General features: G+C 58.9%; 14 protein-coding genes. 11 read left to right on the top strand and 3 right to left on the bottom strand.

Annotated elements, in window-relative coordinates; translation table 11 throughout:
• Positions 1 to 103: 103 nt before the first annotated feature.
• The 7 genes from BLW36_RS15545 to BLW36_RS15575 all read left to right on the top strand — a co-directional run bounded on the left by BLW36_RS15545 (position 104) and on the right by BLW36_RS15575 (position 6,768).
• Complete coding sequence (locus tag BLW36_RS15545) at positions 104 to 1,006, top strand: DUF1853 family protein (protein WP_091390866.1); 903 nt, start codon at positions 104 to 106, stop codon at positions 1,004 to 1,006.
• Positions 1,007 to 1,132: 126 nt separating this feature from the next.
• The gene (locus BLW36_RS15550; protein WP_091390869.1) at positions 1,133 to 1,690 is read left to right on the top strand and encodes a GbsR/MarR family transcriptional regulator; all 558 of its coding nucleotides are present in this window, start codon (positions 1,133 to 1,135) and stop codon (positions 1,688 to 1,690) included.
• A gap of 70 nt (positions 1,691 to 1,760) precedes the next feature.
• Positions 1,761 to 3,143, top strand: coding sequence for a cytochrome ubiquinol oxidase subunit I (locus BLW36_RS15555; RefSeq protein ID WP_091390871.1), 1,383 nt, complete (start codon positions 1,761 to 1,763; stop codon positions 3,141 to 3,143).
• Between the two features lie 11 nt (positions 3,144 to 3,154).
• Positions 3,155 to 4,159 (top strand): cytochrome d ubiquinol oxidase subunit II, encoded by a 1,005-nt coding sequence (locus tag BLW36_RS15560; protein ID WP_091391097.1) that lies wholly within the window; start codon positions 3,155 to 3,157, stop codon positions 4,157 to 4,159.
• A gap of 542 nt (positions 4,160 to 4,701) precedes the next feature.
• The gene (locus tag BLW36_RS15565) at positions 4,702 to 5,397 is read left to right on the top strand and encodes a TetR/AcrR family transcriptional regulator (RefSeq protein WP_091390873.1); all 696 of its coding nucleotides are present in this window, start codon (positions 4,702 to 4,704) and stop codon (positions 5,395 to 5,397) included.
• Between the two features lie 449 nt (positions 5,398 to 5,846).
• A complete protein-coding gene (locus BLW36_RS15570) occupies positions 5,847 to 6,098 on the top strand; it encodes an HP1242/YdcH family protein (protein ID WP_091390875.1) in 252 nt (83 codons plus the stop codon).
• 67 nt (positions 6,099 to 6,165) lie between these two features.
• Positions 6,166 to 6,768 (top strand): glutathione S-transferase family protein, encoded by a 603-nt coding sequence (locus BLW36_RS15575; RefSeq protein ID WP_091390877.1) that lies wholly within the window; start codon positions 6,166 to 6,168, stop codon positions 6,766 to 6,768.
• Positions 6,769 to 6,989: 221 nt separating this feature from the next.
• On the opposite strand, the gene BLW36_RS15580 is transcribed toward BLW36_RS15575, so the two are convergent.
• From BLW36_RS15580 to BLW36_RS15590, 3 genes are all read right to left on the bottom strand, one after another.
• Positions 6,990 to 7,667 carry a hypothetical protein gene (locus tag BLW36_RS15580; protein ID WP_211567233.1) on the bottom strand — a complete coding sequence of 226 codons (678 nt, stop codon included), beginning with the start codon at positions 7,665 to 7,667 and terminating at the stop codon, positions 6,990 to 6,992.
• Positions 7,627 to 9,024, bottom strand: coding sequence for a selenium-binding family protein (locus tag BLW36_RS15585; RefSeq protein WP_091391103.1), 1,398 nt, complete (start codon positions 9,022 to 9,024; stop codon positions 7,627 to 7,629). The genes BLW36_RS15580 and BLW36_RS15585 overlap by 41 nt, the downstream gene beginning before the upstream one ends.
• A gap of 215 nt (positions 9,025 to 9,239) precedes the next feature.
• Positions 9,240 to 11,447, bottom strand: a complete 2,208-nt coding sequence (locus BLW36_RS15590) for a S9 family peptidase (protein WP_091390882.1) — start codon at positions 11,445 to 11,447, stop codon at positions 9,240 to 9,242.
• 214 nt (positions 11,448 to 11,661) lie between these two features.
• Here BLW36_RS15590 and BLW36_RS15595 point away from each other — a divergent pair, with 214 nt between their 5' ends.
• The 4 genes from BLW36_RS15595 (at position 11,662) to BLW36_RS15610 (ending at position 14,474) form a co-directional block, all read left to right on the top strand.
• A complete protein-coding gene (locus BLW36_RS15595; protein ID WP_091390884.1) occupies positions 11,662 to 12,357 on the top strand; it encodes a pirin family protein in 696 nt (231 codons plus the stop codon).
• A 2-nt stretch (positions 12,358 to 12,359) separates the two neighbouring features.
• Positions 12,360 to 13,109, top strand: coding sequence for a sulfite exporter TauE/SafE family protein (locus tag BLW36_RS15600; RefSeq protein ID WP_170833244.1), 750 nt, complete (start codon positions 12,360 to 12,362; stop codon positions 13,107 to 13,109).
• 63 nt (positions 13,110 to 13,172) lie between these two features.
• Positions 13,173 to 13,832 (top strand): DsbA family oxidoreductase, encoded by a 660-nt coding sequence (locus tag BLW36_RS15605; RefSeq protein ID WP_091390889.1) that lies wholly within the window; start codon positions 13,173 to 13,175, stop codon positions 13,830 to 13,832.
• 24 nt (positions 13,833 to 13,856) lie between these two features.
• Complete coding sequence (locus BLW36_RS15610; protein WP_091390891.1) at positions 13,857 to 14,474, top strand: hypothetical protein; 618 nt, start codon at positions 13,857 to 13,859, stop codon at positions 14,472 to 14,474.
• Positions 14,475 to 14,558 lie beyond the last annotated feature (84 nt).

A 14,558-nucleotide genomic window follows, 5' to 3' on the forward strand; every position in this document is an offset into this window, starting at 1 on the left:
TGGCCAAACCCTAGCACACCGTATGCGGATGCGCCGCCATTCAGCCGGCGGCCGCGGTGTTTTTTATTTTTAGTAGCTGAAGTTTTTCTTGGCAAAATACCCGATGGCGATAGATAGCGTGAAGGTGCAAGCGGATCACTGGGCTAATCTGCTCTGGGCTCTCAGCGCGCCCGATATTGTCCGCGGCAGCGGACTGCCATGGTTGCCGGCGCAGCGCCGTACCGAACTGGTTGAATATTTCTCCAGCGAAAATGTTTCCACGCGACTCGCGTCGCAGCTGCACGACGAACTGCAAAACGCAGACCGGCACAGGTCGGCGAGCCGGCTCGGGGTCTATTTCGAGAACCTCTGGGCTTTCGCCTTTGCCCATCATCCGCACTACGAGCTGCTGTATCGCAACCTGCCGCTGCGCGCCGCGGGTCGCACTCTTGGGGAGCTGGACTTTGTCGTGCGGCACCGGCCCACCGATCACATCGAACACTGGGAAGTCGCGGTCAAATTTTATCTGCAGGTATCCGGCGAATACTGGGTGGGACCGGGACTGCGCGACCGGCTCGATATAAAACTCGCGAGAATGCGCGAGCACCAGCTGCCGCTGATTCGCCAGCCGGCCGCGCGGGAGCTGCTGCAGCGGCAGAATATCCTTATCAACCGCCAGTGGGCGCTGATGCCCGGCCGCCTGTTCCGCCCGCTCGATGAAACCGGACACCTGCACGCGACCATCAACCCGGACACTTGCCACTACTGGTGGGGGCAGCTAGACGAGTTTCTGTTTCACTTTGGCGGGCAACCGCTGCGCTGGATTCGCCTGCCCAAACGCACCTGGCTGGCCGACAGCGGTTACCGGGTATCGCACAGCGACAGCTGCGACGCCCTAGCCGGCAAGCTCCGCGAGGAGGAAATGCACGGCCCGGTGTGCGTCGCGGGAATGGACACCGAGCGCGAGCTGAGCCGCGGCTTTATCGTGCCGGACAGCTGGTACGACGACGCGCTCGCCACCATCTAGGGCCGTCACTACCGGGATGCACCCTATCCGCAACGCGCCCCCCTCTACTCCCATCCAGCTGAAGTGCATTGACATAAATCAATTTACATTTACAATTTTCAGAAATTTCTGAAAGTTAAGAAATTAATGAAACTTACCAGTCAGGCCCAGGCCTTCGTGCTGCACTTCGGCGAAATGGGCAGCCGTTGGGGATTCAACCGCACCGTCGGGCAGATGTTTGCGCTGCTGACCATCCACCCCGAACCACTGAACGCAGATCAGCTGGCGCAGGCGCTGAAGATCAGTCGCGGCAATGTCAGCATGGGGCTGAAGGAGCTGCAGGCCTGGCGCCTGGTAGAACTGCACCACCTGCCCGGGGATCGCAAAGATTATTTTACCGCCGCCGGCTCCATCTGGGACCTGGCCCGCACGGTATTCGAGGAACGGCGCAAACGCGAACTCGACCCGACCCTGACCCTGCTGCGCCAGCTGCTGCTGAACGAACCGCAGGACGAACAGGACGCCCTGGCACAGGAAAAGATGCAGGAAGTCTACGACCTGCTGGAGCTGCTCGATCAATTTGCCAACACCCTGAGCCGGCTGGATCAGCGAGACCTGCTTAAATTGATGAGACTGGGTTCCGGTATCAGCAAGCTGCTGGAGCTCAAAGGCAAGGTAAAAGGAGGCGCGTCCAAAGCCAAATAAGTTCATGCGGGGGCACTGCGCGCCCCGCCGACTCCCGGACAGCAATTACCGTTCATCTGCAGAGGTTGCCATGCTAGATACCCTGGTCCTGTCGAGGATGCAGTTCGCCGCCAATATCAGCTTTCACATCCTGTTTCCCACCATCACCATCGCGCTGGGCTGGATCCTGTTCTTTTTCAAACTGCGTTTCGACCAGACCGATAATCCGGTGTGGATGCGCGCCTACCGGTTCTGGGTCAAGGTATTCGCACTGACATTCGCGCTCGGGGTTGTCAGCGGTATCACCATGTCATTCCAGTTCGGCACCAACTGGCCGGGCTTCATGGAGACCGTCGGCAATATTGCCGGGCCACTGCTGGGTTACGAAGTGCTGACGGCGTTTTTCCTCGAGGCGACCTTCCTCGGCATCATGCTGTTCGGGATTAACCGGGTGCCGAGCAAGATTCACACCCTTTCCGCGCTGATCGTTGCCATCGGCACGACCATCTCCGCCTTCTGGATTCTGGCACTCAACTCATGGATGCATACACCGGCCGGATACGAGATGCGCGACGGCGTCGCGCACGTTACCAGCTGGCTTGAGGTGATTTTCAATCCGTCGTTCCCCTACAGATTTACTCATATGCTGCTGGCATCGGGTTTGACTGCGGCTTTTTTTGTCGCCGGGCTGTCTGCCTATCGCATCCTGCAGGGAGACCCGAAGCTGGCACCGCGACTGGCACTGAAAACCGGCCTGGTGCTCGCCGCCATACTGGCTCCAGTCCAGGCATTCGTCGGCGACCTGCACGGCCTGAATACCTTTGAGCACCAACCGCAGAAAATCGCCGCCATGGAGGGGGTATGGGAAACGGAAAGAGGCGCGCCCCTGTTGCTGTTCGCGATCCCCGATGAGGCACAGCGCACCAACCACTTCGAAATCGCCATCCCGAAAATGGCGAGCCTGATCCTGACCCACGAACTCGACGGCGAAATCCGCGGCCTCAACGAATTCGAGGGTAACCATCCACCGGTCAAGCCGCTGTTTTTCGGTTTCCGCGTCATGGTCGGCATGGGTGTGCTGATGCTGGCCGTGGCCTGGACCGGCTGCTACCTGCTGCTGCGCAGACGCGGCGAGCTGCCGGTATGGATGCTCAAGATAGTCGTGGCGATGACCTTCTCCGGCTGGCTGGCCACCCTGTCGGGCTGGTACGTCACCGAAATCGGTCGCCAGCCATGGCTGGTGACCGGGGTACTGCCGACGGCGGACGCGGTAACGCCACTGGCACCCGCCAACGTGGGCTTCTCGCTGACGATGTATCTGCTCGTTTACGTAGTTCTGATGTCGGCCTATATCCACACGCTCAGGGTCATGGCACGCAAATCAGTGAAAGTCGAGGAGTTCGAGACGGAAGCGCCACAGGCGGGCGGCAAGCTCACCAACGTGCCGGACGCCACCGAGGAGGGTGCAGCATGACGATGGAATCCATGAGCTTCGCCGACTGGTTGCCGGTTATTTTTATCGGCTTGATGGGGCTGGCCGTGCTTATCTATGCGGTACTGGATGGCTACGACCTCGGCGTGGGTATCCTGCTGCCGATGGATGCCAGCGACGAGTCGCAGCGGGATACCATGATCGCATCGATTGGGCCCTTCTGGGATGCCAACGAAACCTGGCTGGTGCTGGGGGTCGGACTGCTGTTGATCGCCTTTCCCAGTGCGCACAGCATGGTGCTGATGAATCTCTACATTCCCACCGCCATCATGCTGATCGGGCTGATCATGCGCGGTGTGGCCTTCGACTTCCGCGCCAAGGCGGCGGTGGACCACAAGCTCACCTGGGACCGGACCTTCAAAATCGGCTCGCTGCTCACCAGTCTCACCCAGGGCTATATGCTCGGCCAATACGTGATGGGCTTTGAATCCAGTTGGTCCGCGCAACTCTTCTCGGCGCTCAGCGCCATCGGCGTCACCGCCGCCTATAGCTATATCGGCGCAGCCTGGCTGATCCTGAAAACCGAAGGCAAGCTACAGCGCCGCGCCGTTCACTGGACGCGCCTCGCCGGGCGCGCGGCCTTTGTCGGCGTGGTTGCCGTTTCCGTCGTCAACCCACTGGTCAACCCGGGCGTGTTCGACCGCTGGTTTACCTTCCCGCTGGTGATGTTTGCGCTGCTGGTGCCGATGCTGTGTTTCCTCGCATTCACCGCCAACGAGATTCTGCTGCGACGTCTGCCGAAAGTGGACGACCGCCACTGCTGGATTCCGTTCGTGAATGTACTGCTGGTGTTCTTACTGTGCTTTACCGGGCTGGCGTTCAGTTTTTACCCGGAGATAGTGCCGGGCAAACTGGATATCTGGCAGGCCGCCAGCGCTACCGAATCACTGCAATTTATTCTGGTCGGCGCGGCCATCGTGGTACCGACGATTCTCGCCTACACGGTGTTCTCGTACCGTGTGTTTCGTGGCAAGGCCACGGAGTTGCGATATCACTGATAGAACCCACATTGAAACAGGGGCCCTGCGGCCCCTGTTTCCTTACCGCCCACGGTTCACGCTCCTCAGCCTGCTAGTTATATATAAATGCCCTGAAGCAAGCCTTAAGGAGAGACTTGTCGACATTGCGCAATGGTAGAAACCTTTGGCAGCCGATAGGAGTTTTACTGTTAATCAAAGATTATTATTTAACGGCAAGATAGATGACGATCATTAACAGGGAAAAAGTGCCAAAGCGTTCCGAGCAGATCTAGCCCACTAACTATCGCACAGACTTTCAATTCTCAATGCCGCTCAGGTTAGCCAGCATTCTCCTGTCCGGGTGCTAATCAAAAAAATTACAATAAAAATTAGCGAACAGCTGTACTCGAGGCCTACTGAAGAAATGACGCTAGCAATCGGAACTAAGCCACAAATCAGATAAAACTCTCTTGCCCCATGCAGCCACTCCGTTAATAATTGCCGTCGCCAAATGACAATGTTTTTACAGGGAAGTAAAGCGCCGTCGGTATGATTCCGCGTGCGCTAGTCGGGGTGGTAAATTGAATCAAGTCGATCGACGGACTGTCAGCCCGCGCGATACTGCAAGTCCGCGCAAACCGCAGCGAAAAAACGGCCGTGAGAAGTATGAAAAACTTCTCGATGCCCTCGAAGTCCTGATTACCCAACAGGATTCCAGCGATATCAGCCTCGCCAATCTGAGCCAGGTTGCCGGCGTTCCCGCCGCCTCCGTTTACCATTTTTTTCCCAGTGTTGACGCCAGCCTGACCGCACTGGCAGAGCGCCACTACGATTGCTTAAGCGACGCGATGCTGAGCCACTCGAGCTTGTCGTATCTGGACAGCTGGCAGGATCTACTGTTCCAAGTCTGCGACCTGGTACGCTCTTACTATGAGCAGAATATTGCGGCCCTGAAGGTACACTTCGGCCCGCAGTCGAGCTGGGCTCTGCGTCAATTGCAGATGGAGAATAACTGGCGTCTGGCGGACACACTGCTGAATAATCTCTCGCGCGAATTCGAGCTGCCCCCCTCACAGGACTGGCGCGAGCGATTTATGCAGGCAATCACAATCAACGATTCTTTCTGGTGCCAGTCGTACTCGCGCTTCGGACGCATCACAGACGAGATCGCCGCCGAAGGCAAGCGCGCTGCGGCCGCCTATCTCAAGCTCTATCTCGGCGAGTTGCTGCAGCGACGTGAGGCGCGATTCGCCTCCGCCGATGCGCCGGCCTACTAAACGGCTCTGCCCTCGGCATCGCTGCCAGGCCATAGATCCCCGTGACGAGAAGCGGCAGCGGACTCAAACCCTCCGCATGCCACAGCCTCCTACTCGCCGCCCGGCAAAATCCCCGAAATGCAGGTGACGACAATTGTCGACCACCTTGGCTCCGGGGTCGGCGATGCGTATATCAAATCGCCGTTTTCCGTATCGTCGCTGACACTGCTGGCATACTGGCTCAACTGAGGTTGCCGCTGTGCACTCCCCCCGAGGGCAACCTGTGCCGCGGCGCCCGGGGCTTGCTGATGCAGGTTGCCGTAAAGTTTTCCACCCGCAGGCGCGTATCTTAATCTCGAACAAATATAAAAACGCCTGATTCGCATTTAGATTTGCATAAACTTCAAAATAGCTTAGTAACAACTACACTTGGGGATGGTATTCCCATCAAACCATACGGAGGCTCCCCTATGCCCATCGCCCCTCACGATCTGGATCAGGATTTTCCGGAGTACGCAGACACCATCAGGCGCCTGCAACAAGAAGACGTCCAGTTCAAAGTTGAAAGCGACACCTATCACAAACTCGACAAACAGATTCGCGGTCTCCAGGAAAGCGGCATAGGCACCGACGACGAACACTACACCAGCCTGAAAAAACAGCGGGCTTATCTGAAACAGCACCTCTACAACCGCATCTCCAACAGCGGCCAGTCGGGCTAACCACCGGCTGGACACCCCGGGCGCCATTCTGCAGACTGCAGACTTTCCGCAAGGAGCGAATGGCGCCATGAAACTTTACTTTACCCACGCCTCCCCCTACGCGCGCAGCGCCCGCATCGTCCTGCGAGAGCAGCAACTCGATCAGCGCGTACAGGAGGAGGTGTCCCACCCGTTTAACAATGCCGAAGACTTTATTGCCTGTAACCCGCTGGGCAAGGTGCCCTGCCTGAACAGGGAAAGCGGTGAAGCGATCATGGATAGCGAAGTGATCTGCACCTATCTGGATAAGGAATTCGGCGACGGCCGCCTGAGCCGGGCGCTCGACACAGACTGGAATCTGAAAACCTTCTACAGCGTCTGCTCCGGCCTGATCGATACTCTGGTGCTGCGGCGTGTGGAAAAAGTGCGTGAATCGGAGGGGCTGCGCTCGGACTTCTGGTGGCAGCGCTACGACAGCGCGATCCGGCGTACCCTCGACTACCTGGAAGAGCGCGTGGGACAGCTGCCCGAGCCGCTGAACCTGGCCCATATCAATCTGGCCTGCGCCCTCGCCTATCTGGATTTCCGCCACGGCGACATCGATTGGCGCAGCGGCCGCCCTCAGCTGAGCCAGTTCACCGAGCGGATGGAAGCCCGCGACAGTTTTGCCACGACGGCTCTGCGGGGGTAATTCGAGGAATCCTTTCCGGCGATCGCCGGTCCCCTCGGCCTGTGGCACTCTCGCCACGCGGGGACGAGCTTCGCATGGCTCGCGAACAGCGGCCGAGCCGGACCAAGGCTACCCACCTGCGCCGCCCAGCCGTCTTTGTCAGGCAGAACCACGACTTTGCCAAAGCTAGAAGTGCTATAGCAGCACACGGCAAAATCGGGAAATGGTGAGGGGCATGTGGCTCAGGGCGCGAATGACATCCACAATGCCAGCGAGCCGACGATCAGCAGCGCCACGGCCCAGATCAGGTCGAAATTGATCCAGCTGCTGCGCAGTACCGCGAGCCCCAGCTTGCGGTACACAATCCAGGCGACGGCGCCCATTACCAGCAGCATGGTGAGCGTATGCAATCCCACCGCGAGGAACATGCCCGCCCCTTCCGGCAATGCGTGCGCGCCGTGATGCGCATGGGCCGCATCGCTGCCACCCAGCAGCGCCGGTACCAGCATCAGGCCGGCACCGTGGGCGCTGGCCATCAGGAACGACCAGAGCAGCAGATCGCCGCTCCCAACTTTCATGCCGACCCAGCGCGGGTGGCGGTAGTAGTTGAACAGCTTGTAGAAGCCGAACGCCAGCAGCGCCAGCGCACTGAATCTCTGCACGGTGGCCAGTGGGACGAACTGTAATCCCGCCAGCACCAGCAGCACCACGGCGATTACGGCAATGGCGTGGCCCAGCGCGATCGGTAACAGCGACAACCAGATGACGCGCTCGCTGCGCTGCTGCAGGCCCAGCGTCAGTGCAAACAGCCACCCCATGCCCGGGTTCAGGCCGTGAAAGGCGCCGAACAGGATCATCGCCAGCCACATATGCCAGTCTTCAGGAAGAGAAGCAGTAGGAATCGGTAGATGCGTCGCCACCTTCGAGCCTTACCTGGTGTACGCGGGTCTCGCCGAAATCGATAAAGAAATCCTTGTCCAGGCTGATACCGCCATCCGGGTCCACGTCCACCTTGACCATCCACCCGGTCATCTTGTCCGGATAGAACTGGTCGTCCCAAGTGCTGTAGAGTGAATTGGTGAAATACACACGGCGGCCGTCGCGGCTGATCTCGACCATCTGCGGCGCGCCCAGCAGCGGCCCCTCGGCCTTCGGATGCCCCTTTTTATTGACCACTCCACCAATCTCAACCTTGCCGGTGAGTTGCGGGTTGTGCGGATCGGACACATCGTACTGATGCATTTCGCCGGTCCCCCAGCAGGCGACGTACAGGAAGCGATCGTCGAGGGACAGATCGATATCCGATACCAGTGGCGGCACCGCCTTGAAGCCTTTCAGCAGATCCGGCAGGTCTTTTTCTTCGGCGGGTACCGGCGGAATCGTAATGACCTTCTTCATCTGCCACTGATCGTTTTCCCGGTACCAGAGCCAGATGGAAGCGCTCAAATCCTCGGTGCTGACCACCACACCGGCAAAGCCATAGGATTCCCGCGGATCGTGGGACGGGCGCAGCTCCAGCAGCATCTGGTGCTCGGCACCGATATCGATACTCTGTTCCAGTTTGCGTTTGCGCAGGTCCCAGAAATGAATCCGGTGGCCGTACTTGTTGCCGAGCAGATCCTCCGGCACCAGGCCGTTCTCAAACTGCGACGGCTTGGCCCATTCGCTGCTGATCAGCACATCCTGCGCCAGATGCCACCAGAAATCGTAGGCGAGCTCCTGATCGCCGCGGTGCAGCTCCCACGGGCCGATCACGTTGAAGCTGAAGTGATCGAGCATAAAGATACCGCCGGGACCCTCGTCACCGTTGGCGGACCCCATCGCGGAGATATAAATGGCGTCGGGACCACAGTGCACCGTGTGCGGCCGGCTGTACCCTGACTTCGCCATCACCTCTTCCGGCTCCAGCGTCTTGATGATCTGCGGCTTGCGCGGATCCGGTTTGGTATCGATCACATAGATGCGTGAGCTGCGCAGGCCCGGCACTATCAGGTAGCGCCGCTCCAGATGTGGATGCGGCGCATAGGGGCACAGCGCCGAGCTGCACGCATTCCAACCGAAGTGATGCAACTCGTCACCGATATTCGGCAGTTCGAGCGTATTCACCACCTGGCAGTAGGTGGCCGAATCCGGATCCAGGTCGACGACGCAGATGGCGTCGGGTTTGTTGCTACCGGCAGGATTCAGCGCCGCCACATACGCGTGCCGTTCGGGCGGTGCCTGCATGGCCATCTTGGCCGACGGATAAAAAGACGGGTCGGGTTTCCACAGAGCCACGGGCTTTATCTCCTCTCGCACCTGCACGACAGAACTTTTTGTAGGGAAGCCCGAGTATAGGAAGCGGTTGCCCCGCGCTGCCAGCAAGCAGCGCGTCATCGAGGCGTATTCCGCGCCGAATTGTCAGCAACAGAAAATTTACAGGAATGATTGCAGAGGCAGACACAATAGCCGGGCATGAAACCCGGCCATTGTGGGTTGAAAATCCACTCAGCTCAGTGTTGCTGCCTGAGATGGCGATCGAAGAAATCCTTGATCATGGTGTACTGGTGAATCCGGGTCTGCTTGCCGCGCAGGCTGTGCTTCTTGCCGGGGTAGGTCATCAGCTCGAACTGCAGTCCCTTGTCCTGCAACTCCTTGATCAGCTTGGTGGTATTGGTGAACAGCACATTGTCGTCTGCCATACCGTGGTAGATCAGCAGTGCCCCGCCGAGACCATCCACATAGGGGAACACCGAGGAGGCTTCATAGGCCTTGCCATCCCGGTTCGGGTTGCCCATATAGCGCTCGGTATAGTGCGTGTCATACAGGGACCAGTCGGTAACCGGGGCGCCTGATACACCGGCCTTGAAGTAATCGCCGGCCTTGAACATGCTCATCAGCGCCATATAGCCGCCGTAGCTGTGGCCGTATACACCGATATTGTCGCCATCCACATAGGGCAGAGAACGCAGGAATTTTACCCCGGCAACCTGATCCTCCACTTCCGGTTCACCCATACGCTTGAAAATCGGGTTTTCAAACTCGGTGCCGCGATGGGCGGAGCCGCGGTTGTCCAGGGTGAAGACGATATATCCCTGCTGCGCCATATACTGGTTGAATTCCTTGTCCCAGCCGTTGGTGACCAGCTGCGCGTGGGGACCGCCGTACAGGAATACCATCACCGGATAGCGTTTGTTCGCATCGAAATTGGCCGGCTTGTACATCCGGTAGTAGAGCTTGTGCCCCTGGGGCGCATCGATGCTGCCAAATTCTGGGGTGATCCAGTCCGCCTTGTACGGATAGAGCGGATGGCCTTTGACTACCGCATTTTCCTCCAGCCAGGTGACCCGGTCTCCACTGGCCTCGTGCAGGCTCACCTGAGTCGGCGTCGAGACATTGGAAAACTTGTCGATATAGCCGGAAGCGTCGTTGGCGAACTCGATATCGTGCATGCCGGCGCGCCTGGAAATTTTCTGCACGCGCTGGCCATCGTTCAACGCTACGGAATAGAGGTGGCGCTCAAGCGGCGTATCCTTGCGGCCGGTAAAATAAATCTTTCCCGTTTTTTCATCCACGGCTGCCAGCTCGTCTACCGTCCAGTTGCCCTTGGTCAGCTGTTGCAGCAGCTTGCCGTTCAGGTCGTACAGGTACAGGTGTCGGTAGCCATCGCGCTCGGACGACCAGATAAAGCGGTCGCTGTCATCGAGGAAATGCAGATCGTCGTGCAGGTTGACCCAGGTCTTGCTGGTTTCCGTCAGCAGCACGTTAGTCCTGCCGCTGTCGAGATTGAATGAACGCAGTTCCAGTTTCTGCTGGCTGCGATCCTGCCATTGGTAGGTGAGCAGATTGTCCCGCGCCCAGTCCACACGCGCGATATAGATATCTTTGTCCTTACCCAGGTCGACCCAGCGGGTTTCGCCGCTCGCGACATCCAGCACGCCCAGTTTGATCCTTACGTTCGGGCGGCCGGCGGCGGGGTAACGCTGCTGGATCATGTCGATACGGTCCGCGTAAATCTCGCTGCGGGTCACCTCGTCCACCGGCGACTCGTCCACCTGCAGATAGGCGATATGGCGATCGTCCGGCGACCACCAGTAGCCGGTCATGCGGTCCATTTCCTCCTGCGCGACGAATTCGGCCATACCGTTCTTGATCGGACCCTCACCGCCCCGGGTCAGCTGGCGCTCCTTACCGGTCTTCAGGTCGACGATAAAGATATCCTGATCGCGGATAAACGAAACGTAGCGGCCGGTTGGCGACACGCGCACATCGGTTTCGAAGGCTTCGGTTTCAGTCAGTCGCCGTGCCGCCTTCTTGTTGAGATCGTAGTAGTAGACATCCCCGGCGAGCGGGAACAGCAGGGACTTGCCGTCATCGGACCAGGTGTATTCCATGATGCCGCTGCCGTAGATACGCTGGCGCTCGCGGCGGGCTTTCTCTTCGTCCGACAGCACTTCCTCGCCCTTGTGCAGGGAATCGGAGTTCACCAGTACGCGAGACTTGCCGTCGGCAATATTGTATTCCCACAGGTCATAGCGGTCGTAATCGTCTGCGCGGCCCTTCAGGAAGGTTACGCGGCTGCCGTCCGGCGAGTACTCCAGCTCCCGCGGCGAAGTGCCACTCAGGGCCGGGTCGGAGAAGATTCTCTCGATAGTTAACTGTTCAGCAGAACAAATGCCGGCAAATGTGCAGCCGAGCAGAAGAAGCAATTCTCGTTTCATACAACTTCTCGTTTTTAATCGTGCGTTTGTATCGGCATTCCTTGCAGCTAGGGCGCATTTTACAACGGTTTCAATACGCAGGCCCCCGCTGGCGTGGCCTGTGGGTCCTGTTTTCGATTCAGTTGATTAAACCGTCGCAAATTATGCGATTTATCCTTTCCTGCGCCGCACCTATGATGCCGGCCATGACTTAACTCACGGGAGGGTCACCGTCGTGGACTACATCAGAAAAGCCGACGCCCGCGGGCGCGCCAACTTCGGCTGGCTCGACAGCCGCCACACCTTTTCTTTCGGCAGCTATTACGATCCACGGCATATGGGAGTATCCGTGTTGCGGGTCATCAATGACGATACCGTCAAGGGCGGCACCGGTTTCGGCGCCCACGGTCACCGGGATATGGAAATCATCTCCTATATCATCGAGGGCGCCATCGAACATCGCGACAGCATCGGCAACCGCTTTGTCGTGCCGGCCGGTGAAGTACAGCGCATGAGCGCCGGCACCGGCATCCAGCACTCGGAATTCAATGCATCGCGCACGGCACCACTGCGTTTCCTGCAGATCTGGATCGAGCCGAATGTCATGGGAATTCCACCCGGTTACGAGCAGGCCAGGATCGAGCAGCAGGGTCAGCTGACGGCGCTGGTGACACCCGACGGCCGCGACGGCTCGCTGAGCATGCACCAGGATGCCAGCCTCTACCGGCTGCGGTTACAGCCCCGGGAGGAGTTCACACTGCAAACCGGTGGCCGCGCCGGCTATCTGCATATTATTCAGGGTTCGGCAAACGCCGGCACAACGGAATTCAACGCCGGCGATGGTATTGGCTTTACCAAGACTCGCGAACAGGAAGTCGTAGCCGGCACCGAGGGACTGGAAGCACTCTGGTTCGATCTGCCGCGAGAGTGATGGTGGAGGGGCTGCTCGTCTCGCCGGCCTTCTGGCTGCTGGCGTTTCTTGGCGTAATCCTGACCGGCATTTCCAAATCGGGATTTGCCGGCGGCGCCGGCGTGGTCGCCGTACCGCTGCTGGCGCTGGTGATGCCGGTGCCACTGGCCGTGTTTCTGATGCTGCCGCTGCTGCTGACGATGGATATCAAGACCATCCACTACTATCGCCAGCACACCAGCACGGCCGAACTCAAAAAGATAGTGCCGGCCGCCCTGGCCGGTATCGCCGCCGGCGGTCTGCTGCTCGGTAGGCTGCCGGTGGAGATGCTGAAACTACTGCTCGGCGGGCTGTCTGTTGTGTTCGCGCTGTGGCACCGGCTGGCGCCGCGGCTCGGCCAGATGAAAGGCGCGGCCTGGCTGTGGGGAGGGATCAGCGGACTGACCAGTACCCTGATCCACGCTGGTGGCCCGCCGATCAATATTTATCTGATCGCAAGACAGCTCCCCAAACTGACCTGGCTGGCGAGCGCCGGAGTGTTCTTCGGCGTCATGAATACGGTTAAAGTCTTTCCCTACCTGATGACCGGACGCTGGACGTTGCAGTTACTCGCGCTGTCGCTGGCTCTGCTGCCGCTCGCGCTCCTCGGCACCTGGCTCGGCCGGTGGATACAGGGCAAAATTCCCGAACAACAATTTGTCCTGTACTGTCGCCTGCTGTTGCTGGTGTCGGGGCTATTGCTGATAGCGCAGGTGGTCACTGACCAGGACTGAATGTTCAGCCGGTCGCCGCGCGGCTAAACTGGTCTGAATAGGCTTTTCCAATCGGCGAGACACATGAACAAACTGCCACTACGTATCGAAATCGTCTCCGATGTCGTCTGCCCCTGGTGCGTGATCGGCTATATGCGCCTGCAAACGGCCGTGCAAACCTATGCCGATCGACTGGAACCGGAACTGCACTGGCTGCCATTCGAGCTGAACCCACAGATGCCCGCTGAGGGAGAAAATCTGCGCGAGCACCTGGCCAAGAAATACGGCACCACCCCACAGCAGAGCATAGAGGCGCGTCAGCGGCTGACGGACCTGGGTGCCGATGTCGGTTTCACGTTCAATTACAGCGACGATATGCGCATGTACAACACCTTCAATGCGCACCAGCTGTTGCAGTGGTCGAAGGCGTACGACCGCGAGACGGAGTTGAGCCTGCGACTGTTTAACGATTTCTTTCGCGACCGCAAAAATATCGATGATATCGAGGTGCTGGCCGAGGCCGCAGCCGCAGTCGGCCTGGTTGCACAGGAGGCGCGAGATATTCTGCGCAACCAGACTTACGCCGGGGCGGTGCGCGAACTCGAAACACTGATTACCAGTCAGGGGGTCAGCGGTGTGCCGCTGTTTATCTTCAATCGCGAATATGCAATCAGTGGTGCGCAGGAAGTATCCACTTTCGAACAACAGCTGCAACAACTGCTCGACGAGAGCGACGCCGGCTGAACCCCGGTACAGAAGGAAAAATTGATGGCACGACTAACGATAATCACAGGAATGCTGGCGGCCTCAGCGGCGACACTGATCGGCTGTGACTCCCGGACCGAAACTGCGGACAGGGCTCCCGCAGATACTTTTCTCGCCAATATCGCTGAATACTGCGGCAAGGCGTTCAGCGGGCGTATCGTCGCCAACGAACCCAGCTCCAACCAGCCCGACCCCTTTGCCGGCAAAACCCTGATCATGCATGTGCGCGGTTGCGATGAGCCGACCCGCCAGCTGCGCATTCCATTTCACGTCGGCGACGACCGCTCGCGCACCTGGATTCTGACCCGCACCGACGACGGCCTGCGGCTGAAACACGATCACCGCCACGAGGATGGCAGCGAGGACAAGGTCACCATGTATGGCGGCGATACGGCAGCTGCGGGTAGCGCAAGCCGCCAGGAATTCCCGGTGGACGAAGAATCCATTGCGATGTTCAAACACGAGGGGCTGGATGCGTCGATCGAAAACACCTGGGCGATGGAAGTCCACCCCGGCGAAATATTCGCCTACGAACTGACCCGCCCGAACGGGCGCAGATTCCGCGTCGAGTTCGACCTCAGCAAGCCGACCGAATTACCCCCGCCGCCCTGGGGCAGCTGAGGCAAACGGACGCTGCCTGCCCTACTCCTTCTTCGGCAGCTAGTCGTCGAATTCGACGATGCGTTCGCCGTAATAAAAATGGCT

This window comes from Microbulbifer marinus, from assembly GCF_900107725.1.
Taxonomy (GTDB): domain Bacteria; phylum Pseudomonadota; class Gammaproteobacteria; order Pseudomonadales; family Cellvibrionaceae; genus Microbulbifer; species Microbulbifer marinus.